This is a genomic window from Paenibacillus sp. ATY16 (assembly GCF_003399985.2).
GTDB classification, from domain to species: Bacteria; Bacillota; Bacilli; order Paenibacillales; family Paenibacillaceae; genus Pristimantibacillus; species Pristimantibacillus glycanilyticus.
In genome coordinates this window covers 1-23,798 of sequence record NZ_NMOK02000038.1, presented here as the reverse complement: position 1 = coordinate 23,798, position 23,798 = coordinate 1, and the positions used below count along the sequence as shown (strand labels likewise).

Annotated in this window: 16 protein-coding genes; 14 read left to right on the top strand and 2 right to left on the bottom strand. The window is 49.7% G+C overall.

All coding sequences use genetic code 11. From position 1 onward, the window contains the following. Window positions 1–301: 301 nt before the first annotated feature. From CFI03_RS23020 to CFI03_RS23000, 5 genes are all read left to right on the top strand, one after another. Window positions 302–1,975 carry an extracellular solute-binding protein gene (locus CFI03_RS23020; RefSeq protein WP_248760231.1) on the top strand — a complete coding sequence of 558 codons (1,674 nt, stop codon included), beginning with the start codon at window positions 302–304 and terminating at the stop codon, window positions 1,973–1,975. Continuing rightward, entirely contained in the window at window positions 1,956–3,704 is a 1,749-nt protein-coding gene (locus CFI03_RS23015) for a sensor histidine kinase (protein WP_248760152.1), read from the top strand. The genes CFI03_RS23020 and CFI03_RS23015 overlap by 20 nt, the downstream gene beginning before the upstream one ends. Beyond that, window positions 3,697–5,340, top strand: coding sequence for a response regulator transcription factor (locus CFI03_RS23010; protein ID WP_248760150.1), 1,644 nt, complete (start codon window positions 3,697–3,699; stop codon window positions 5,338–5,340). Before CFI03_RS23015 ends, CFI03_RS23010 begins: the two co-directional genes overlap by 8 nt. Before the next feature lie 121 nt (window positions 5,341–5,461). Continuing rightward, window positions 5,462–6,892: a glycoside hydrolase family 43 protein gene (locus CFI03_RS23005; protein WP_248760148.1), complete on the top strand. Its 1,431-nt coding sequence runs from the start codon at window positions 5,462–5,464 to the stop codon at window positions 6,890–6,892. Between the two features lie 55 nt (window positions 6,893–6,947). Further along, window positions 6,948–7,751, top strand: a complete 804-nt coding sequence (locus CFI03_RS23000) for an AraC family transcriptional regulator (RefSeq protein ID WP_248760146.1) — start codon at window positions 6,948–6,950, stop codon at window positions 7,749–7,751. Window positions 7,752–7,947: 196 nt separating this feature from the next. On the opposite strand, the gene CFI03_RS22995 is transcribed toward CFI03_RS23000, so the two are convergent. Beyond that, window positions 7,948–9,108, bottom strand: a complete 1,161-nt coding sequence (locus CFI03_RS22995; protein WP_248760144.1) for a glycoside hydrolase family 27 protein — start codon at window positions 9,106–9,108, stop codon at window positions 7,948–7,950. Between the two features lie 311 nt (window positions 9,109–9,419). Here CFI03_RS22995 and CFI03_RS22990 point away from each other — a divergent pair, with 311 nt between their 5' ends. The 9 genes from CFI03_RS22990 to CFI03_RS22950 all read left to right on the top strand — a co-directional run bounded on the left by CFI03_RS22990 (window position 9,420) and on the right by CFI03_RS22950 (window position 23,181). Beyond that, window positions 9,420–11,603, top strand: coding sequence for an ABC transporter ATP-binding protein (locus CFI03_RS22990; protein WP_248760142.1), 2,184 nt, complete (start codon window positions 9,420–9,422; stop codon window positions 11,601–11,603). After that, complete coding sequence (locus CFI03_RS22985; RefSeq protein ID WP_248760139.1) at window positions 11,603–12,100, top strand: DUF1854 domain-containing protein; 498 nt, start codon at window positions 11,603–11,605, stop codon at window positions 12,098–12,100. The genes CFI03_RS22990 and CFI03_RS22985 overlap by 1 nt, the downstream gene beginning before the upstream one ends. Before the next feature lie 33 nt (window positions 12,101–12,133). After that, a complete protein-coding gene (locus tag CFI03_RS22980; RefSeq protein WP_248760137.1) occupies window positions 12,134–13,645 on the top strand; it encodes a glycoside hydrolase family 43 protein in 1,512 nt (503 codons plus the stop codon). Between the two features lie 48 nt (window positions 13,646–13,693). Next, window positions 13,694–14,704, top strand: a complete 1,011-nt coding sequence (locus CFI03_RS22975; RefSeq protein WP_248760135.1) for an endo-1,4-beta-xylanase — start codon at window positions 13,694–13,696, stop codon at window positions 14,702–14,704. 178 nt (window positions 14,705–14,882) lie between these two features. Continuing rightward, the gene (locus CFI03_RS22970; RefSeq protein WP_248760133.1) at window positions 14,883–15,620 is read left to right on the top strand and encodes an ABC transporter ATP-binding protein; all 738 of its coding nucleotides are present in this window, start codon (window positions 14,883–14,885) and stop codon (window positions 15,618–15,620) included. Then, window positions 15,583–16,635, top strand: a complete 1,053-nt coding sequence (locus tag CFI03_RS22965; protein WP_248760131.1) for an efflux RND transporter periplasmic adaptor subunit — start codon at window positions 15,583–15,585, stop codon at window positions 16,633–16,635. The genes CFI03_RS22970 and CFI03_RS22965 overlap by 38 nt, the downstream gene beginning before the upstream one ends. A gap of 47 nt (window positions 16,636–16,682) precedes the next feature. Then, complete coding sequence (locus CFI03_RS22960; protein WP_248760129.1) at window positions 16,683–19,553, top strand: ABC transporter permease; 2,871 nt, start codon at window positions 16,683–16,685, stop codon at window positions 19,551–19,553. Between the two features lie 3 nt (window positions 19,554–19,556). Then, window positions 19,557–20,444: an ABC transporter ATP-binding protein gene (locus CFI03_RS22955; protein WP_127490662.1), complete on the top strand. Its 888-nt coding sequence runs from the start codon at window positions 19,557–19,559 to the stop codon at window positions 20,442–20,444. Between the two features lie 58 nt (window positions 20,445–20,502). Continuing rightward, entirely contained in the window at window positions 20,503–23,181 is a 2,679-nt protein-coding gene (locus CFI03_RS22950; protein WP_248760127.1) for an endo-1,4-beta-xylanase, read from the top strand. A gap of 107 nt (window positions 23,182–23,288) precedes the next feature. Here the strand turns inward: CFI03_RS22950 and CFI03_RS22945 are convergent. After that, on the bottom strand, window positions 23,289–23,798 hold a 510-nt coding region (locus CFI03_RS22945; RefSeq protein ID WP_248760125.1), incomplete at its 5' end, for a transposase.

Sequence of the window (23,798 nt, the reverse complement as noted above, 5' to 3'; positions counted from 1 at the left end):
TGTGATTGTATGCGCTTGCAGAAATGAGTGTACTATTCGGATGCGAGCGTTGAACACCTGTCTAATTATGGGGGTTAGCCTGTTTGATAATGGAGCAATCGGCCTTGCCGATACTCGTGCTTTCCTGTACATTGGATTATGCTAAAAAGTAAACAACGGGTAACGACATAAAGAGATGTGTATTGTATTATCGGGTGTCTGCCCAGATAATGAATTACATACAGCTCGTCGCGCTGCGCCCGAGTGAAAAGGGGAAATCCTGTTGCGGATACCAAGGCCAAGGATAAACAAGATAAAGCTTATGCTTGCTGCGCTGATGCTTCTATCAGCCTTATCTGCATGCAAGAATGAAAACAACGCCAAGCCGCCTGAAGAGCAGGAGAATTCGAATACGCCAGTACCGGCATCGAATGCAGATCGTTCGCTCAGTCGTTATGCTCCGCCTATCGAGCTGTCCTTTGTAAGAGAAGTCGGTGAAGGATTAGAAGGCTTAATAAGCAACTTGCCGGGAGAAACGCTGGAAGATAACCGGTGGACAAGACTGACCGAGGAAACTCTGGGAATCAAGATCAAATATGATTGGACGGCGAAAGGGGATCTATATCGTCAGAAGCTTGGCGCATCGATTGCATCGGGACATATTCCGGATGTTGTTCAGGTAAGTGCCCAGCAGCTTAGGGAACTGAGTAACGCCGGCTTGATCGAGGATTTGACGGATGTATATGAACAATATGCTTCCGCGCTTACGAAGAAAGTACTTAGCGAAGAAGGAGACGGCCCGTTTGAAACGGCAACGATCGATGGCAAGCTGATGGGTATTCCACAGACAAGCTCTTCGATTGAAGACGCGGATGTATTATGGATCAGAACGGATTGGCTGAAGAGGCTGGGGCTGTCGCCGCCGAAAACGATGGATGACTTACTGGCGATTTCGAAAGCGTTTACAGAAAGAGATCCAGATAATAACGGCAAGGACGATACCTTCGGGATTGCAGCAACGAAATATTTGGGTGACCCGGTTATGGGACTTGTTGACCTTATGGCCGGTTATGACGCATTCCCGAATATTTGGATCAAGAATCAGCAAGGAAAGCTGGTGTACGGAGGTATTCAGCCGGAGGTAAAAACGGCTTTGAAGGTGATTCAGGATATGTACAACCAGGGCCAGCTTGATCCTGAATTCGCTTTAAAAGACGGGGATAAGGCGGGCAAGCTTATAACTTCCGGGAAAATAGGAATGATCTACGGGGAGCAGTGGGCCTCTTTTCTGGTGCAAACGAGCCGGAACAATGATCCGGACTCGGATTGGCAGGCTTATCCCATTGTTTCTGCAACGGGCGATGCCCCAAAGGTGCCCCTTAAATTCAATACGAACACCTTTTTCGCAATCAGAAAAGGCTATGAGCATCCGGAAGCTATCGTGAAGCTCTTTAATCTGCATCTGGAGAAGAACTGGGGGCAGACCGCAGAATACGAGAAGTATTACAACACGACTTACGCGGTATGGCAGTTGTCTCCGGTTACCCCGTCTCCTACAAGAAAAAACCTGGAGGCTTACAGGCAGATTGAAGAAGCCCGCAAGAGCGGTAATCAGGCGAATCTGAAAGACGAAGCCATCTATATCAAGAAGAGAATGGATCAGTATCTATCGGGAGACGCCGGCGAATCAGGCTGGGGCTGGTTTAAGACGTATGGTCCAACAGGTGCGTTTTCCATCATTGATCAGTATGAGAAAAACAATCAACTGCTGTACGAGAGTTTTGTAGGCGCTCCTACGGATACCATGATTGACCTGCAGCAGATCCTTAGCGATCTGCAGGATCAAACCTACATCAACATTATTTTGGGCAGACCTATTGATGACTTCGACCAATTCGTACAGGACTGGTACAAGCTGGGCGGCGACAAAATAACAGCCGAGGTTAATCAGTGGTATGAACAACGGAGGTATTCACTTGATAAGACTGCCCGCTAAGTCATGGCGAAATGCCTTATTTGTCAGGCTTATTATTACGAATTTAGTCGTTATCCTGCCAATTATTTTACTGGGGGTGTACCTGTACAACTGGAGTTATGCAAATGCCAGTAATGAGATATCGAAAAATACGACTGCCCAGCTTTCTTATTACCTGGAAGATTTGGATCATCAAATCGAATGGCTGGAAATTCAACAGTATGATATTTTGCAGGATAATGATTTGAACAAACTGGCGGTTACCTGGAATTTGATGGATAACGCCGACAAGAAAGCCAGCATCGATTATTTGCTTCACCGGTTTACTTCTATTAAGAATAGCAGCGTTTATATAAAAGATATTTACGTTCATGTGCGGACTATTCAGAAGACGATTTCCTCCAACAATGGAGTTGATGATTTCAATCAGCTCAGCTTCAATTATTTTCACAATGTAGTGGATAAGAAGGAAGCACGTCTCATCCTCTATGATCATTCCCTTCACCTCAGCGCTGCTAAATACGGAGGCAAGGAAGGGGATCCAGTATTTATCGTCCAGATTGAACTCAATATGGATAAGCTCCGAGAATCGCTGCAGCAGATCAGTGTTTATCCAGAGAGCGGCTCATTCCTTATCTCCAATAAAATGGGATATACATTGGCAAGTAACGGAGATACCTCGGATGATTTGCAGAGCTCTGTGATTGGTGCTCTTCATGCCGAAAAAAATACGTTGATCACGCAAATCGGCGACAAAAAATATCATCTCGATAAGGCTTATTCCGAACCGCTGGGATTGTCCGTCATTACCTATTTGCCCGAATCGGTAGTGAAGAAGCCATTGAAAGGATTCAACAACTGGGCATGGATCTTCGCCCTGACATCCTGCTGTGCCATTGTTATTTATGCCTTATCGACGTATAAGTTTGTTCATAAGCCATTGCTGTTGTTAGTACAGAGCTTCAGAAAGATGGAAGGAGGTGCACTCAACATTTATATTGACCATGAGAAGAAGGATGAATTCGGCTATTTGTATAACCGGTTCAACCAGATGATTAAGAAGCTGCAGACGCTGATCGATCAAGATTTCAAACAAACGATGATGATGCAGAAAGCAGAGCTTAAGCAGCTTCAATCCCAAATTAAACCGCATTTTTTGTACAATAGCTTTTTTATTCTAAACTCATTGGCGAAAACGGGGGATTTGGAGCGCGTTCAGCTCTTCACGAACATGCTTGGCGAGTATTACCGCTTCATCACCCGCAACGGAGAGGATAACGTTCTCTTGGCTGAAGAAAGCCGGCATTCAGGCATGTATACCGAAATTCAGAAGCTCCGGTTCTCCAGAAGAATTAAGGTAGAGTTCGATGAGCTGCCGGAGAGCATGGAGCGAATCCGGGTGCCGAGGCTGATCATTCAGCCGATTATCGAGAATGCCTACGAGCATAGCCTGGAGAAAATGACCAATGAAGGCTTGCTCCGCGTTTCCTTCGGCATGAATGAGGAAGAAGCGAGAATTATTGTGGAAAATAACGGCGACCATCCGATCACAGACGAACAGATTGAAGCCCTGCAAGCAAGATTGGACAGCAAAGGGGAATCCGGTGAAATGACCGGCATGATTAACATCCACCGGCGCATAGTTCTGACTTACGGAGAGGGCAGCGGCTTGTTTCTGTCCAAAAGCGAGTTGAATGGCCTCAAAGTAGAGATCAGAATCAAGCTTGAGGGGGCTGGTGTTATTGTATAGATTGCTGATTGTTGATGATGAAGACATTATTACAGACTCGCTATACGAGGTGTTCCATCGGCTTATGCCGGAGAAGCTGGATGTCTGCAAGGCCTACTCTGCGAAGGAGGCCTTGCACTGGATGTCGCGGACGAGGATTGATATCGTATTGACCGATATCAGCATGCCGGGCATGAACGGTCTCGAGCTGTCGGAGGAGATTCAAGCCTTTTGGCCAAGATGCAAGGTCATCTTCCTGACGGGTTTTAGTGAATTTGATTACGCGTACAAAGCCATACAGATGCCGAAGGTTCGTTATTTGCTGAAGACAGAAGGTTATGACAAGGTTACGGCAACCGTTCAGGAAGTGATGCAGGAGATCGAGCACGAGAATCAGATGAGCCAAATGCTCGAGCAATCCCGCGAGCTGCTTTATACGCTTGAGCAGATGGCACAAGGGGATTACATTCGGCATTTGCTCCAGGAAAGCCATGGGCATAGTCTGGACAAGGACAGGCTGACCGATGAGTTTCATAAAATGAACATTGGCCTGAATCCGGCTTCTCCCGTACTCCTTGTCATGGGGCATTTATCGTATCCGGAAGGTGCCTCTTATATTGAAAGAAGCGGACTTCTTACAAAGGCGCGAATGGTGTGCAATTCTTATTTGTCCGAGAAAACGAGACAAATCGGGATTGTAGACAAGCAAGGGGATCTCTTATGGCTGCTGCAGCCCTCCGAGCATGAGGAAGAGAAGTTTTATAACCATTTGGTTCGTTACCTGGAAGGTACATTGGAATTAATTCAGGAGACTTGCCTGCAATCCCTGCGTTTGCCCATAGCTTTCACGATAAGCGGTAGCTCCTGCGGATGGGAAGCCATAAACCGGCAATATGATCGGCTTCGCCAGCTGCAGCTCATGAGAATCGGCGGAGAAGGCATGACAATTATTGTGACTGACCGTGGCGAACAGCTTGAAGAGCCGCATGAGCTGCACAGGAAAGAAGAAGGTCTAGTAGCCCCGAAAGCCGAAATGCTGGCAGCGTTCCTGGATGCGGGCAAACCCGAGAAATTCGACGAAATCTTCGAGGAATTAAGCTTGGCGATGCTCCACGAGAATAGTTCTGTTAAAAGAAAGATTGAAATCTACTATTCGATTGCCCTTATTCTGTATGCGCATATTAACCGCGCGGGGCTTTGCGGCGAGTTTAGCGATTACTGCAAGCTGATGCGTCTGGATGAGCATTCCTCCATGCAAGAAGCCGTTCGATACTTAAGGCAGGTAACGGATCAGCTATTTAAGGTGAAAAGTCCGGAAAATAAAGAAAATGCGGCCACCGTCATTGATAAAATTTGTCAGTATATCAATGAGCATTTAAACGAGGATTTGTCGCTTGTCCGGCTGGCCGAGATCAATTATTTCAATCCTTCTTACCTATCTCGATTTTTCAAGCTGGAATGCGGCGTCAATTTATCCGAATACATCGATAATTGCCGGGTTAGGAGAGCCAAGGAGCTGCTTAAGGAGGATGAGCTCAAGGTGCGCGAGGTCGCTGTTGAGGTAGGCTACGAAGCGGCACATTCCTTTACGAGATTTTTCAAGAAAGCTACCGGCATGACGCCACAGGAATATCGGGACGCTCTCACCCATACTTGAGGAGCTAACCATGAAAAAACGGTTTAATTTGAACATTGTTGTAGGACTAGGCTGCCTTACAGCCGTTCTCATACTATTGATCACATCCCATCATTCGATAACGAATCAGGAGGAATTAACAATGGAAGATTTACAGGTAAAACTGGCTAGCGCGGTAGGTAAAGTGCCGCCGCAAGGAAATCCGCTTGTTTCGCATAAATTCGGGGCGGATCCTTACGCTCTCGTGTTTGATGGCCGCGTCTATCTTTATACGACGAATGACGTGCTCGAATACGGCGAGGACGGAAGCGTGAAGGATAATACGTACGGCAACATTAACAAGATTGGCATTATTTCCTCTGCGGATCTGGTGAACTGGACGGATCACGGGATCATCAACGTTGCAGGTTCTGAAGGCGCTGCCAAATGGGCCACGCAATCTTGGGCCCCTGCTATTGCCCATAAGGTCATTAATGGACAAGACAAGTTTTTTCTTTATTTTGCGAACAATGCGAGCGGAATTGGCGTGCTGGAAGGCGACAGCCCAATCGGCCCGTGGAAGGATCCAATCGGAAAAGCGCTGATCTTAAGATCAACTCCAGGCGTTGAGAAGGTTACCTGGTTATTCGATCCGGCCGTGCTCGTGGACGATGACGGCAAGGCGTATATTTACTTCGGCGGCGGTGTGCCGGAGGGCAAGGACGAAAGTCCGGATACGGCACGGGTCATGCAGCTTGGAGACGATATGATCAGCGTAGTAGGCGAAGCGCAGGTTATCCCGGCCCCATTTATGTTTGAGGATGCCGGCATTAACAAATATAACGGGACTTATTACTTTACGTACTGCTCGAACTTCTATAACGGCGACCGTCCGGAGGGCAGCCCTCCTGCAGGAGAGATCGCTTATATGACCAGCGACAGTCCGATGGGACCGTGGACGTACCGGGGAACGATTCTGAAAAATCCCGGACATTTTTTCGGAGTAGGCGGCAACAATCATCACGTCATCTTCGAGTTTAAGAATGCCTGGTATATTGCTTACCATGCTCAAACCTTGTCGAAAGCGATGGGAGTTCCGAAGGGTTACCGTTCCACGCATCTGAATGAGCTTAAGTTCCGGGATGCCGATCGGTCGATTCAGGAGATTACGGCGAATTACGAAGGCGCAGCTCAAATTCAATTATTTAATCCTTATGAGTCCGTAGAAGCGGCAACGATAGGATGGAATGCGGGAATTGCCACGGAAGCTTCCCCGGATGGCAGCTTGACCGTAACCGATATTGACAGCGGCGATTGGATAGCGTTATCCAAGGTTGATTTCGGAAGCAATGGCGCTTCCAGTTTTGCGGCTTCGGTATCGGAAGCATCCGCAGCTGCAATCGTTGAGCTGCGGCTGGATGCGGCCGATGGCAAGCTGATCGGAACCTTGCCGGTTCGGGCAACGGGTGACCAAGCGGCGGAATACCAAACGGAGGTAAGCGGTGCAGAAGGCGTGCATGACTTATACCTCGTGTTCAAGGGACAGCCTGACAGCAAGCTGTTTAAGCTGCATAGCTGGCAGTTCGGCCAATAATAGGAGAGGATCGCGGCGACTCAAAGCCGCGGTCTTTTTTTGGAAAGGAAATTTTATGAGGTTGTTGGATGCATTTAACAGCAGTCAGTTAATTTGTACCTATAGCGGCTATAAGCCCGCCAACAGGCATAAGTGGGGACCTGGCGTACGTGATATTTATGCACTGCATTTTATAATCAGCGGGAAGGGAACGCTGGAGACGAATAATCGGCAGTATCCGTTATCGACAGGCGACAGCTTCATGATTTTTCCGAAAACGGAGATCTACTACTACCCTGATCCCGAGGATCCTTGGGAATATGTATGGATCGAGTTTAAAGGAGATGAGGCGGAGAGGCTGATAGCGATGACCGGGCTTGAGCCGGATAATCCTGTAGTTGCCGCATGTCCGGCTGATTTAAAGCCCTACTTCCCTCAGGTCGTAGGCGCTGATACTAGGCGCTTTGTAAAAATGAGAACGGAAGCTCAATTACGTCTGCTTCTTTCTTATTATGTGGAGTTCTATCCAAGAGAAGCTCAACCGATTGATTATGTCCAGCTGGCGAAGGAATATATCATGATTAATTATTGGCGGACAACCTTGACGGTATCGGATATTGTGAATGCTGTCAGCCTGGAGCGGAGCTATCTGTTTCGTTTGTTTAAGGAGGCTTCCGGAATGTCTGTTTCCGGCTATATGACCGCATACCGGATGGAAAGAGCCCGGGAGCTGCTGATGTCGTCCGGGTTGTCTATCAAGTCGGTCGCCTGCTCGGTAGGATACAAAGACCAGCTGTATTTCTCAAAGGTATTTAAGAAAGCAACGTCATATACACCTTCTGAGTATATGACGCTGCATGGTCGGGACGAGAAGCATTAACGGAAGAGGACGCAGTGTCCGGATTCCCGGAAATAGCGTATCAGCTTTTCAATGGGCTCACGTCCGCAGTTCAGCTTTGCGCCGAGACAATCGATACACAAGAATTGCTGAGCCGTTCTGGAGACAAGCTTCATGTATATCGCTCTATCATCCGCCTGAAGAGAGGCCTGGCAGTTCATGCAAGTTTTGCTGCTCATTATTTAACCAGCTTGGCACGGACAATCAGGCAGTCATGTGCCGGCACTACGGGAGCGAACCTCTCTTTGAACACGCCAAGCTCCTTATGCTCCCAGCAATCATACAGAGATAAGGAGAAGCCGGAAGCATAAGGAAGACCAATATCCCAAAATTGCAGCGACAGCTCCCGCTGATTATCGCTTAGATTGAAGAAGCCGATAGCCACGTCGCCGTCCGCCAGTACTTTTACCAGCATAAAGACATCATCAGCATGGAACCATTGGGGCTCCGGCTTAATCCGGTAGGCTCCGCGGCTTTCGATATCCTGATTGATAGCGATCAGATCCGGGTTGAGCAAAATATCTTTGGTCGCCTGATTAGCTGTACGGATATCGCAGCCAATCATGAGCGGTGAACCCATTAAGCTCCATAATGAGAAATGAGTCTTGTATTCATTGTCGCTGCAGCCGCCTATTTTACTGCCGATAAACGAGTTATTGCTGCCCCCGTACATGCCGACAATCAGCATATCCAGATCATTATGGCAGAAGGATCCGGTATAACATTCCTTGTCCAGCTGTGATAGGGCCAGATTTTTAATAGAATCCCAGTGATCCTGAATATCGCCTGTTGACCGGTACATATGGGCACCTGACTCACGTATCCACTGGTAGACATTATCTTCGCCCCAGTTGCAGGCAGAGAAGAGAATGTCCCTTCCGCTGTTTTTAAGGGCAAGGCTCATTCGCTTGTACAGCAGCTCTCCCGAGATATGCCGGGGTTTGAAGCAATAATCGTACTTCAAATAATCAACGCCCCACTCAGCGAATAATTGGGCATCTTGAAATTCATGCTCAAAGCTGCCGGGAAAGCCTGCGCAGGTATGGGTGCCAACGCATGAATACATCCCGAATTTCAAGCCTTTCGAGTGGATATAATCGGCGAGTGCTTTCATCCCGCTTGGAAATTTGGCTGGATCAGCAACAAGATTCCCCTGCTGATCACGCTGCTTCAGGCTCCAGCAATCATCAATGACGATATATTCATAACCTGCCGCTTTGTATCCATCCGATTCGAATCGGTCGGCAACATCCCGGATTAACTGCTCATTGATGTCCCAGGTAAAAGTGTTCCATGAATTCCATCCCATAGCGGGAGTTATGCCAAGAGGCTTATCCAAAAGTTACACATTCCTTTCTTGTGCCCGCAGACAAGGGCTGGATTTGAAATTTGAATGATTCGTAAGTATTTAAACATAGGTTGCCTGCGGCAGCCTATAGCTTGACGTTGCTTCTATATGGACAATTGTTGTTTCCGATGAGGCTAAGCTTTGCGGCCCTATATGAAATGCCGGTTATCTATAACTTGACGGGTAATAGAGCCGAAATCCGGCAGGTTGCTGGAGCTTAAGGGTAGAGCTAAACTTTCCTTGTTGCGCCAGTTACGATGTGACGGCTATATCCAATTAAGCAGGAGGAGACTATGTCTATTATGGATCAACTGCCTGAGCAGCTGCGGAATCAGATAACAGGAGAATTGCTGTTTAGCGTGAAAACCGACCTGCTGTTCGACGGCCGCTTCGGAGAACAATGGCTGGCAGTGACGGACCAAGACATCAGGGTGTGGCAGAAAGATGGTTCGCCGGCTATTCAGTTTGCAGTAAGCGAATTGAAAGAAGCACGTGCTGTCGCAGCGGTAGGAGGTGGCATGCTGCTCGCGGATACCGTTGATTGTCCCGTTGTTATAGCGCGTTATACGGCAGCAATGACGCCGGTATTCAACTTCGCGGCAAAGCTGATCAGTGCGCTTGCGAAGAGAGAAGAACTGCCGGTATTATCGGAGCGAGATATTCCTAAGCATTGCCCAACCTGCGGCAATCCGCTTCATGAAGGCACGAAGGTTTGCCAGCTGTGCATGAACAGCGGTAAAGCCGCTGCCCGGATGCTGCGCTACGCCAAGCCCTATAAAGGACATTTGGCAGCAGCGGCCTGCATGCTTATATTGACCACATTGGTTGAGTTGGTTCCGCCTTATTTGACAAAAGTCATTATCGACGATGTGCTTCAGGCCCAGAATAAGGGCTCTATATTATTGTTTCTTATTCTAGGGTTAGGCGTTACAACCTTGATGCTGTCCGTCATGCAGACTGTGCGAGGATACATCGGCGTATGGGTCGGCTCTAAGCTAATGGGGGATCTTCGCAAGGATATATACGGTTCTTTAATGCGTCTTTCCATCTCGTTCTTCGACCGCCGGCAAACCTCGCAGTTTATCGGGCGCGTGAACAGCGATTCGGAAGCGATGCGGCAGTTCATGACAGACGGGGTCGTCTTTGTGTGCGGGGAATCTTTGCGAATCGTCGCGATATTCGTTATTATGCTGAGCCTGGACTGGAAGCTATCGCTATTTGCGCTGTTGCCCGTACCGGTCATGATCGCGGTGTCGATGACGATCTGGCCGAAGATTGGGCGCCGCTGGTACCAGCAATGGCGCTCAATCTTCCGCTTGAATACGCTGGTTGGCGATTCGTTGCAGGGTATCCGTGTCGTTAAAGCATTTGGCAGGGAACGGGAGGAGATGAGCCGTTATGCAAGTGCCAATGTCGAAGTGGTTCGGAACAATATCCGGATGGAGGGACTATGGCAGTTCATGTTCCCGGCTTTTAATTTTATTGCGGGAATAGGGACGCTGCTCATCTGGTTTAACGGAGGTAACAAGGTGCTTCATGAGAATATGCAGCTTGGGGTTCTAATGGCTCTTGTTGCTTATCTCGGCATGTTGTTTGGACCTTTGCAATGGGTCAGCCAAATGATTAACTGGGCAAGCAATGCCATGGCTGCCGCCCACCGTGTATTCGAAATAATGGATACGCCGTCGGAAGTTCCGGAAGCTAATCAGCCAGCAGCTCTTGGGACCATTCAAGGTCTGGTTCGATTCGATAACGTCACCTATGGCTATGAGAAGCATCATCCTGTACTGAAAGACATTAATCTCCGGGTGAGGCAAGGCGAGATGATTGGCCTCGTAGGACATTCCGGAGCGGGCAAGTCGACCTTTATTAATCTGATCTGTCGGTTCTATGATACGGATGAAGGAGATATTTATATCGACGGTATCTCTATCCGGGAAATCAGCCAATCCGATTTGCGGAAGCAGATCGGCGTAGTGCTTCAGGAGACATTCCTGTTCGACGGTTCCATAGCGGATAATATCGCATATTCGAAGCCGGATGCTTCGCCCGAGGAGATTATGCGGGCAGCCAAAATTGCAAATGCGCATGAGTTTATTGTCCGTCTGCCGGACGGCTACGACACACGCGTAGGGGAACGAGGGCATAAACTTTCCGGCGGCGAGAAGCAGCGCGTGGCAATTGCAAGAGCCATTATCCATGATCCACGCATTCTGATTCTGGATGAAGCGACAGCATCCGTTGATACGGAAACAGAACAGCAGATTCAGGAGGCGATCTCCCGGCTTATCCAAGGCCGGACGACATTCGCCATCGCCCACCGGCTGTCTACACTCCGCAATGCAGACCGGCTGGTCGTATTGGACCATGGCAAAATTGTTGAGGTCGGCACCCATGAAGAGCTTCTGGGCAAGGAAAAAGGGTTTTACCGCAAGCTTGTGGATGCGCAGAAAGAGCTGGCTCAGATTAAGGGGGTAGAAGGCTGATGGCAGACCTATACGATATCCGGATGTTTAAGCCGGAAGAGATCTACTTCAGCCGCGGCAAGGGCGGCGTTCTGCAAGGCGTGGTGGACGGTAAACCGTACGAAGAACTAGTTATCTACCGGACCTTTCCTTTCCGGTTTGCTTCCGAATATATTTCGGTAAGAACGACTGAGGGGAAAGAGCTAGGCATTATCCGCAATATTGCGGAATTGTCGTCTGAATGCGCCGCTGAACTGGAGAAGGAACTTCAATTCCGATATTTTCTGCCTAAAGTACAACATATAACCAGCGTGAAGTTTAAGTCGGATTTGTGGATATGGGAAATCGAGACCCATCTCGGCGCAACTCGGCTGACGATGAGAAATTTGCACGAGCATCTTCAATTCCCGGGAGGCAACCGGATCGTTCTGACGGATATGAATGGCAAACGCTGCGAGATTGCCGATTGGCAAATCCTTGATGCCCATAGCAGGCGGCAGCTGGAAGATGTCCTTTAAATCTATTAATCAAAAAAGAGAGGGGAACTTCCAATGAGCAGTACTATTATAACGAACCCGATTATTTGGGCGGATGTACCGGATATTGATATGATTCGCGTAGGAGACACTTTTTACATGGTCAGCACCAGCATGCACTCCATGCCTGGCTGTCCGATTATGAAATCTCGCAATCTGAAGGATTGGGAGATTGTCAATTACGTATTTGACAGGATCGAAGATCATGCGGCCCACAATCTAGCGGACGGCAAAGGTATTTACGGAAAAGGCTCCTGGGCATCCAGCCTGCGCTATCATAACGGAATCTTCTATGTCTGCTTCTCCAGTAACGATATGCAGCAATTTTATATTTACCGGACCGAAGATATCGAGAATGGGAAATGGGAACGCTCGGTGATCAAGGGGCTGCTGCATGATCCGGCACTCCTCTTCGACGAAGACCGCATCTTTGTGTTCAGCGGCAATGGAGATATTTATATTACCGAACTAACAGCGGATGCAGCTTCCATTAAGCCTGACGGAATTCGTCAACTGCTGCTTGAAGGGGAGCGGGATGGCATTGGACTGCGTATTGAAGGCTGTCATGCTTATAAAATGAATGGTTATTACTATTTGTTCTTCATCGACTGGCCAAGAACCGGACATGGCCGACGCAGGGAGCTGTGCTATCGCTCCAAGGAGCTGCTTGGGCCTTATGAATATAAAGTCATCTTGGACGATGATCTCGGCTACCACAACAAGGGAGTTGCGCAAGGCGGAATCATCGACACACCGGCCGGTGAATGGTATGCCTTCTTATTCCAGGATCATGATGCGGTCGGACGGATTCCTTGCATCCTGCCTTTGACTTGGCAGGATGGCTGGCCGGTGATTGGCGACGGCGGCAAAGCGCCTGTAACCTTTAAGACGAATTTACCGGAGTCGGTGTCTATGCCGCTCGTGATTAGCGATGAGTTTGATTATGAAGAGAACAAGCTGGCATTGAACTGGCAATGGAATCATAATCCGGACAATTCGCGCTGGTCGGTCACTGCCCGGCCGGGTTATTTACGATTGGAAACCGGCGATATCGTTGATCGTGTCGTATTGGCTCGCAACACGCTGACCCAGCGGACGGAAGGGCCGGCGTGCAGCGGAACAACGGTGCTTGATTTGTCCGCTATGAAAGATGGTGATTATGCCGGTCTTGTCGCACTGCAAAGCGGGTATGGCACAGTAGGCATACAAGCGGAGGACAATGGTGAGCGTTATGTCGTAATGGGGATAAACCGAGGCGACGGCGGAATGGAAGCCGTGGAAAAGCTTGAATATAACGGTAACCGCATTTATGTGAGAATTGATTTTGATTTCCGCGACAGCATTGATCTGGCCTATTTTTATTATTCGGAGGACGGGGCAGAGTGGAAAGCGATCGGACGCCCATTGCAGATGAAGTACACGCTGGATCATTTCATGGGCTACCGGATTGGCTTGTTCAATTATGCAACCAAGCAATCCGGAGGCTATGTTGATTTTGACTACTTCCGTTATACCAGAACGGTTTAACAAGGCTCGGGTAGTAAAATTTCAAAGGAAGAAGAGGTGCGATTAAGCATGGAGAGTACAGTTAATAAGCGGGATAAGCAATCGTTAGCCGATGCATTTCAAAATGATTTTTTGATTGGTGCGGCAGTTAATCATCGCACGATCGTCAGCCAGAGCGAGCTGTTGAATCAGCACTACAACAGCATAACCGCTGAGAATGAAATGAAGTTTGAGAGCCTTCATCCTAAGGAACATCTGTACACCTTCGAGCGAGCAAATAAGATTGCGGGCTTCGCCCGTGAGAATGGCATGAAGCTTAGAGGCCATACGCTGGTTTGGCATAATCAGACGCCAGATTGGGTGTTTGAGGACGGCCATGGAGGAATAGCCGGCCGCGAGCTGCTGCTTGCCCGGATGAAGTCTCACATTGAGACGGTTGTGAATCGGTACAAGGATACGATCTACTGCTGGGATGTCGTAAACGAAGCCGTGACGGATACCGGCGAAGAAAGCTTGCGTCCTTCCAAATGGCTGCATGGCATCGGAGAAGATTACATCGAGCAGGCATTCCGTTTTGCCCATGAAGCCGACCCTGATGCTCTTCTGTTTTACAATGATTACAATGAATGCAACCCTGGCAAAAGAGAAAAGATTTACTCCCTCGTGAAAGCGCTGCTTGAAAACGGCGCTCCTGTTCACGGCATCGGTCTCCAGGCGCATTGGAATCTGTTTGATCCGTCTTTGGATCTGATCCGGGAAGCTATCGAGCGTTATGCATCGCTTGGCTTAAAGCTGCAAATTACCGAGATGGATGTGTCCATGTTTGCTTTTGACGATAGACGAACCGATCTTACGGCCCCTACGGCTGATATGATTCGGCTGCAGGAAGAAAGATACAAGCAATTTTTCGAACTGTTCCGCGAATATAAGGACGTACTGACCGGCGTAACCTTCTGGGGAGCGGCGGATGATTATACCTGGCTGGATCACTTTCCGGTTAGAGGAAGGAAAAACTGGCCGCTTCTGTTCGATACGAAGCAGCGTCCCAAAGAAGTGGTTAAAGAGATTATTGGACAATAAAAGGAAGCTTAGAGTAAAGCACGTTCCAATTGGGAACGTGCTTTTTTTGGCTTCATACTTTCTATACCTTGGCAGGTGTTATACCAAAAGCCGACAGGTTGTTGCCTCTTTCTGTTAGCACTACACTTTTTAAAGAAGGCAGAAATAGGGGCGTTAAAAGGGAAAGGGGGGAACAATCATGCTGGCCAAGCAGGCAGAACAGGCAGTAACAATCGGAGAAACACTGCTTAAGGCAACAGGCATAAAGCGGGTATTCGGGAAAGGGAATGCCGGAGTTACGGCTCTGTCAGATATCCAACTTGATATTCCGGCCGGTTCCATGGTCGCGTTGAAAGGGCGTTCAGGCTCCGGAAAAACAACATTGCTTAATATTTTGAGCGCGCTTGATGAGCCCACTGAAGGGCAGGTTTTTTTTCAAGGGGTAGAAATGACCGGCTTATCGGCCAAAGAGAGGAATGCCTTGCGCCGCAAAGAGATCGGATTGGTCTTTCAGTCGTTCGGGCTGATTCCGCTTATGTCCGCTTACGAGAATGTGGAGTTTGGGCTTCGGATAGCTGGAACGCAGGTGAAAGGGAACAAGGAAGCAGCCGAACGGGCTCTCGAACGGGTAGGCATGCGGGAGCGGATGAAGCATCGTCCGATGGAATTGTCCGGTGGAGAGCAGCAGCGAGTGGCCATTGCGCGTGCCATTGCGCATGAACCTGCGCTTCTGATCGCTGACGAGCCGACTGCGGAATTAGACAGCCGAATGGGACTGCAGGTGATGCGGGTGTTCAGGGATCTGGTTAACCGTTCCGGAATGACGATTCTGCTTACTACGCATGACCCGGGTATTATGGAGCTCGTCGATCATGTTATTGCATTGGAGGATGGAAAAATTGTATCCGAAACAACGAATCATGCGCCTCTTATCTAGCAGGGGAACAAAGCGGGCTGCTGTCTTTGCAATCATTGCATTAACACTGTCGGGCTGTTCTCTTCTTCCCCGCGAAGAAGCGGTACTGCAGCCACCGCTTATTCAGCCGGTTCAGGAAAAGCTTGATCTGGTGGAGGCAACTCGCGGCAGTATTCAAACCTCGCTGAAGGGTACGGCAACCTTTGTTTCCTCGAATGTGAAGACGCTGTCATTTACCGAATCGGGCGGACAGCTGAAATCCGTTAATGTCAAGCTTGGACAAGAGGTGAAGGCCGGCGACCTGCTGGCCGAGCTGGAGACAGAGGATCTGGCGCTGCAGGTAAGGCTGCAAAAACTGAGCGTAGAGCGGGTGCAGCTTCTGTATAGCGAAGCCGTGAGGGATGGAGCGTCCGGAACAGACAAGCGGCTGAAGGAAATCGACCTTGAACGGGAACAAATATCGCTGCAGGCCATGCAAAGCAGGCTTAACAAGTCGCAGCTGTACTCCCCAATCTCAGGAACGGTGATCTACGTCGATTCCATTAAAACCGGGGACCGCGTAAATGCCTATCAAACCATCGTTACGGTGGCCGACCCCTCCAGCATGCAATTGACTTATGTGGCATCGGATGCCAAGGATGTGCTAGGCGTGGAGGCAGGAATGCCCGTCAGCCTGAAGTACAAGGGAAAGGACTATACGGGTAAAGTGCTGCAGTCTCCATCGAGCGCTCCGGTCAGCACGGATCAGGCAAAGCCGAACGGCAATGCCGTAACCATTGTTATGGGGATCGATCATGCGCCCGAAGGCATTCAAATCGGACATAGCGCCGATATGACCATTGAACTTCAGAAACGCGAAAATGCCATCGTGCTGCCTCGTAAGGCGATCCGGTCTTACATGGGCCGATCCTATGTACAGGTTGCAGACGGCGAGCGGAAAAAAGAAGTGGATGTCGAGGTGGGTCTAACAACCCCAACCGAGGTGGAGATCGTTAAGGGGCTTGAGGAAGGACAGCAGGTCATTCTGAACAATTGACGGTATAACGAAGCCTTGATGACAGGGCGCAAGAATGAGGTGTACGCATGGCATTATGGACAATGATTCTCCGCAAGATGGCAAACAACAAATGGCTTCAGCTGAATTTATGGTTTGGTCTGACCGTATGCGTGGCTCTTTTCAGCTCAATGCCGCTTTATTCGAATGCCATTCTAGAGAGGACTCTGCAGAAGGAGCTTCAGCTGGTCCAAAGCAAGAATTCCGTATATCCCGGTTACGTGCGGGTCAGCACATCGGTTTCTTCGACCAAGATGGATCAGAAAACGGCTCAGGCGATTGGACGCGCGGACCGGTACATTCAATCGATTCCCGAGCGGATGGGACTGGAGGCGCTGTCCTTTTATCAGCAGCGTTTCACCCAAAAGATGAAGGTGTACGGAGCGGACGCATCAGAGCAGGAGAAGAAGACGCAAAAGACAACGGGAGGCTTCAAATCGTTGTCCGATATGGAAAAGAGAGTACGTCTCATTGACGGCCGAATGCCGGTTGACCGCACGGACGGCTTGTTTGAAGCGGTGGTTACGCAAAAGTTTCTGAATTCCGTTAAACGCGATTTAGGGGAGGAACTTCTGGCGGAGACGGCGGATAAGCATTTGTTCCGGGTCATTCCGGTGGGGATTATCGATACCGATCCGGCAGCAGATCCGTATTTGCCTTTTCTGGCGACGGATGAGCCTGACGGATTTATCATTCCCTTCCAGCAATTCGAGCGCGAATTTATTGCGAAGGACGGCAAGGTAAGAGTATCCGACCTGGAATGGCGTTATGCACTGGACTACAAGCAGATGAGCATTGATAAGATCGAGGCATTTACCGAAGCCAATCGGGCGATTCGAAGTTATTTCCGCGGACGGCTTGGTTCCGCAGAGATTAATATTCCCGCGAATGAGACGATAGCCTCCTATCAAGGCAAGCAAGATAAACTTGATGTGATGATGCTGTCTTTGTATTCTCCGGTCATGCTCATGCTTGGTTTCTATCTGTATATGGCGGCAAATCTCGTCATTGAAAGGCAAAAAACGGAAATATCCGTTCTTCGAAGCCGAGGAGCCAGCCGGCTCCAGATTATGACGGCTTATACGCTGGAAAGCTTGGTACTGGGAATTAGCGCACTCGCCGTGGGTCCTTTTCTTGGCGTTACCTTCACGAAAGTATTGGGGGCCGCGAGCGGATTTCTTGAATTTGTGCAGCGCTCGGCTCTTGAGGTCAGCTTGACAAGTAATGCTTACAAGATTGCGGCCGCGGCTGTAGGCGGAGCGATCGTACTTATCCTGATCCCGGCGTTTCTCGCAACCCGGGTGTCGATCGTCAGCCATAAGCAGCAGGCGGCAAGGCTGACCAGGATCTCATTCTGGCACAAGACAGGCATCGATATTTTGCTTGCCGGCCTGGCTTTGTATCTGCTCTACAATTTCAATAACCGGCAGGAGGATTTGAAGCGTCTGGCCCTGAATTCGGATGACCTGCAGGTGGATCCGCTGCTGTTTTTAATGCCCGCACTATTTGCGCTGGGAGCCGGACTGCTGGTGCTAAGGATTTATCCATGGTTTATTCGGCTTGTTTATTGGGTCGGACGCAAGTGGTGGCCGCCTGCGCTGTACAACACGCTTATACAAATCAGCCGTTCTTCAGGCCAGTATTTGACGATCAAAGTATTTCTGATTTTGACGGTATCTACCGGTTTGTTCAGTGCCAATGCGGCCCGGACCATCAACGATAACATGGAAAGCAAAATCCAATATAACATTGGCGCAGATATGACCTTGACCACGCGATGGGAAAGCGATGCTCCTCCGCCAAGCCTGCAGGGGGCCGAGCTTCAGAATCAGATGGGAGACAATTCCGGCGAGAAGCGGGTGCAATATACGGAACCGCCATTCCAGCCTTTCCAAGAGCTCAGCGGTGTTGAAGCATCAGCCAAGGTGTTCCGGAAAGAAGGGGCCAGATTCAGCGCAGGCAGCGCGAAAAAAACTAACGGCGCAGCCACGCTGGTTGGTATCGATACGAAGGATTTCGGTCAAACCGCCTGGATGAAGGACGGTCTTCTCGATTATCCAATCAACAGCTATCTGAATCTTATGGCGACCAATCCGAAGGCCGTTCTCATCTCGCGGTCGCTAGCTGACGCGGCAAAGGTAAAGCCAGGAGATCCGATAAACATTTATTGGGACGGACTGGATGAGGCCTTGTTCACCGTCTACGGCATTATTGATTATTGGCCGGGCTGGAATCCGCTGCCTGCTGCTGCCGATGGTGAAGAAAAACCAACGAAGCCAAATCTGATCGTCGGCCATTTAAGCACGATTCAGAACCGGCTCGCTGTTGAGCCTTATGAAGTGTGGCTGAAGCTGAAGGACGGCGTTTCCAGCCAGTCCGTCTATGATCAATTGACCGCAGCGAAAATCAATGTGACCGGTTTGCATGACGCGAAGCAGGAGCTGATTACTTCCAAGAATGATCCGTTCCGCCTGGCCATCAATGGAGTCATGACGCTGGGCTTTGTCATATCCATGCTGATCAGCTTTTTTGGCTTCCTGTTGTTCTGGGTGCTCGCCTTATCCGGCCGAACGCTGCAATACGGGGTTTTGCGGGCAATGGGGATTCCATTCCCGCAAATTATCGGCATGCTGCTCAGCGAGCAGCTTCTTACCTCCGGCGCGGCCGTTATTATCGGCGTGTTAATCGGCAATATGACCAGCGAGCTGTTCGTCCCGCTGTTCGAAATGTCATTTGCGACGGCCGAGCAGGTTCCGCCATTCGAGATCGTCTATAAGCTCAGCGATTATTTGCAGCTTTACAGTATCGTAGGCCTTACTCTCACGATCGGTCTGCTTATACTTGGCTACCGGCTGTCCCGGACGCGGATTGCTCAGGCGCTGAAGCTGGGGGAGGAATAAACCATGATCAGATGCGAGGAGCTCGTCAAAATCTACAAAACCGCCGATCTCGAGGTGGTTGCTTTGCAAGGATTGGATATGCAGGTCGAAGACGGTGAGCTGATGGCAATCATCGGCAATTCCGGGAGCGGGAAGTCGACACTGCTGAATATGCTGGGCGGTCTGGATAAGCCCTCTGCAGGCAGGCTGTTCGTAGACGGCAAGGATTTGCTGGCGTTCGGCGAAAAGGAGCTTGTGAAGTATAAACGAGAGACAGTTGGTTTTGTATGGCAGAACAATGCCCGCAACCTCATTCCTTATCTGACGGCTCTTGAAAACGTAGAGCTGCCCATTCTCCTGAAGGGGAGGCGGCGCAGAGCCCGTGCAATCGAGCTGTTGGAAGCAGTTGGACTTGGCCATCGCTTGAAAAACAAGCTCAGCGAGCTATCCGGGGGCGAGCAGCAGCGGGTGGCGATTGCCATCGCCTTAGCCAATGAGCCTAGGCTGCTTCTCGCGGACGAACCAACCGGCTCGCTCGACACAAAGACCTCTGAGCAGGTGCTGGATCTGTTCCGGAACCTCAATCAGACGCTTGGCATTACCGTCGTGATCGTCACGCATGACCCGCTGCTGGCCCGCAAGGTCGATCGGGTCGTGCAGATCCGGGACGGCAAAACCTCTGCGGAAATGATCCGCAGAGAATCGTATGCCGATGAGCTGGCACGGCTGGATGCCGAGCATTTGCAGGCCGAGCAGAAAAGCCATATCGAATATGCGGTTCTCGATAAGGCAGGACGTCTCCAGATTCCCGCAGGCTATTTGGATGCCGAGGGCTTCAAGGACAGCAACAAGGTGCGAGTTGAGATGGAGGAAGGGCGCATCATCCTTTATCCGCAGGAAATGATGCCATGATCCGCTCGTAAGGGCGGTTAATGGAATATACAAGAAAAGCGAAAGGTGAGGTGTATTAATGAAGAAACAAGGTTTGAAACGCTCTCTTTCAGGCGTGCTTGCCATTGCTGTGACGCTGGCTTCCTTGTCCTTGAGCATGCTGCCGAAGCAGGCGGAAGCGGCAGCAAGTACGGTGAAATTGACAACGGATTTTGAAGACGGCACGGTCCAAGGCTGGCATGGACGCGGAGGCAATGAAGTGCTGTCTGCCTCGGGAGTCGCCGCTCACACCGGGTCCTACGGTCTTCAGGTAACGGGCAGATCGCAAGGCTGGAATGGCCCGCAGCTCGATGTAACCTCCATGATGACGGAAGGGAAAACCTATGCACTTGCCGCGTGGGTCAAGCTTCCGGCAGGAACAGCTGCCTCATCGGTATCGATGACGGTTCAGCGTACGACGGACGGAACTACGAATTATGAAGGGGTTACCTCCGGGAATGTTACAGGAGACGGTTGGGTAAAGTTTAGCGGCCAATATCAATTGAAGCAGCCGATACAAAGCCTCTCCGTTTACTTTGAAGCATCCTCTAACCCGACATTGGATTTTTATGTAGACGATTTTTCGATCGAACAGCTTCCTGAACCGGAACCTATCGTTATCCAGCAGGATATTCCATCCTTGAAGGATGTATTTGCCGATGATTTCAAGCTGGGAACGGCAGTATTGGTTAATGAAATCGAAGATCCAAACAGTCCGGATGCTCAATTGGTTAAAAAGCATTTCAACAGCTTAACTGCCGGCAATGAGCTGAAGTGGGATGCTACGGAGCCGCAGGAGGGGCAGTTCAACTTCACGCGCTCGGACAAAATTGTTGATTTTGCGGTGGAGAACGGTATTGCCATGCGCGGTCACACGCTGATCTGGCATTCTCAGACACCAAGCTGGGTGTTCTACGATGAGAATGGAAACCTGGCAAGCAAAGAGCTGCTGTTTGCCAGGATGAAGCGCCATATCGACGCTGTCGTCGGCCGTTACAAAGGCAAGATCTACGCATGGGACGTTGTGAACGAAGTGCTTGAGCCGGGCGATAAAAAGCCGGGCGGTCTCCGCAACAGCTTATGGTATAAGATCGCGGGAGAAGAATTTATTGAGAAGGCATTCGAATACGCGCATGAAGCGGACCCAAATGCGAAGCTGTTTATTAATGACTACAATACGAATATGCCGGACAAGCGGCAGGATTTGCATGACTTAATCAAACGTCTGAAGGATAAAGGCATTCCCGTTGACGGCGTTGGCCATCAGACGCATATCGGCATTGAGTATCCGCAGGTTCAAGAGCTCGATGACATGATACAGGCGTTTACGGATTTGAATATTGAGCAACAGATAACAGAGCTGGATATGAGCGTTTATACCAATGACAATGATGCTTACGAGACATTCCCATTGGAGCTTCAAGTGAAACAAGCGAAGCGATATAAGGAAATTTTCGATGTATTCCGAAAGCATGCAGATCAGCTGACCGCCGTTATTTTCTGGGGCAAGGACGATTTAAATACGTGGCTGCGCACCTTCCCGGTCGACCGCAATAACTGGCCGCTGCTGTTCGACGAACGGCTTCAAGCGAAATATGCCTATTGGGCACTGGTAGATCCAAGCAGGCTTCCGGTAGACATTCAGAATACATCGGCGGCAAATGCCGTTGCGGAAATTGACGGCAAGCTGGAGGATGCCTGGAACAGGTCGCCTTACGTCTCCGTTAAGAGCGAAGGAACGGATGTCGCCAAGTTCAAGTCGCTGTGGGATTCACGCTACCTTTATCTTACGGTTGACGTGACGGATCCAAGCACGAACGGGAATGATGCGGTAGAAGTATTCATCGACGGCAATAACGGTAAAACAACCTCTTACGAAGCGGATGACAAGAAATATACGTTCCGCCGGAGCGGAGCAAATCCGAGTAAGCCTGCTGATTACAAAGCCGTTAAGCTAGCCGACGGTTACCGGATTGAAGCGGCTATTCCGGTTGATGGCCTATCGCTGAATAACAAGCTAGGATTTGATGTACGCATTGTCGATAAGGCGGGCAGTACAGTAACAAAAACCTCCTGGAACGACAGAACGGGGTCGCAAGATGCCGATACGTCCAAATATGGCGTTTTAACCTTAATTGAAGGTCCGCAATATACCGAAGCTCCAAAGGGCTCGCCCATTGTTGACGGCGATATAGATTCCCTCTGGAGCAAGGCAAACGTCATTACGACAGACCGCTGGGTGCAGGGAGCAAACGGGGCTACGGCAAAAGTTAGAACGCTCTGGGATGAAGGGCATTTATATATACTTGCGGAAGTGAAGGATGCATTGTTATCCAAGAAAAGTCCTAATGCGTGGGAGCAGGACTCGGTAGAAATATTCGTCGATCAGAACCAAGCTGCAACTGCGAGCTATCAAGCGGATGATGGGCAGTACCGGATCAACTTCGACAACGAGCAAAGCGTGAATCCCGGCTCTTTAAGCGGAAATCTGGTATCTGCGGTAAAACGCACGGCTGATGGTTATCTGGTAGAAGCCTCCATTAAATGGAACGGCACGCCTCCGGCAGCCGGGGACATAATTGGCTATGATGTTCAAGTGAACAACGATGAAGACGGCGATGGGGATCGTGACAGCGTGGCGATTTGGAATGACCGTACAGGGCTGTCCTACACGAACACTTCCGGCTTTGGCCTATTGAAGTTATCGGGAACAAAGTAAACGAGCGCAGCGCCAAAGGGGCCGTCTCAAAAGGTGATCGCTCAATGTAAAGACGGCTCGCATAAGTAATTAAAGAGTGATTTTTATAAAAATGGCGCTGTTGAGGGTTACCCTTGCAGCGCTATTTTTGCTCTTGCTGCTTTCTTCAGCAAGTTATGGGCAAGCGAAAGCCACCCGACCTCGAGACTCACTTTCGGCAAGCCTCGAAGCAGGAATCTGCGGAATCCCCGATTATTCTTTATTTGGCCAAACACACTTTCTGGTTCATGCATCCGTCGAACCGACAAGGCATGTCCATTTTCGCGCTTTAGCTGCTCCCTCGCTTGCTGCTTGAGCCGTAAATACTCCTTGCTAACCTTTATTTCTCGATCTCCTTGTGCCTTTGTGCACCTCTCCTTTAGTGGACAGCCCTCGCAAGACATACTGCGATAGTTGCGAGTAACAATTTCGTATCCGCTCTCGGTGGTACTTCTGCTTTCATAGCGGAATAGAAGTTTTTGGCCTGCCGCACATGTCCAGGTATCTTCGTTCTCGTCATACAACCAATTCTCAAACTTGCTAATATCTTGTTTCCACGCTTTGGTGTTTTCTTTGTGATAGGTATTGTACTTTACAAG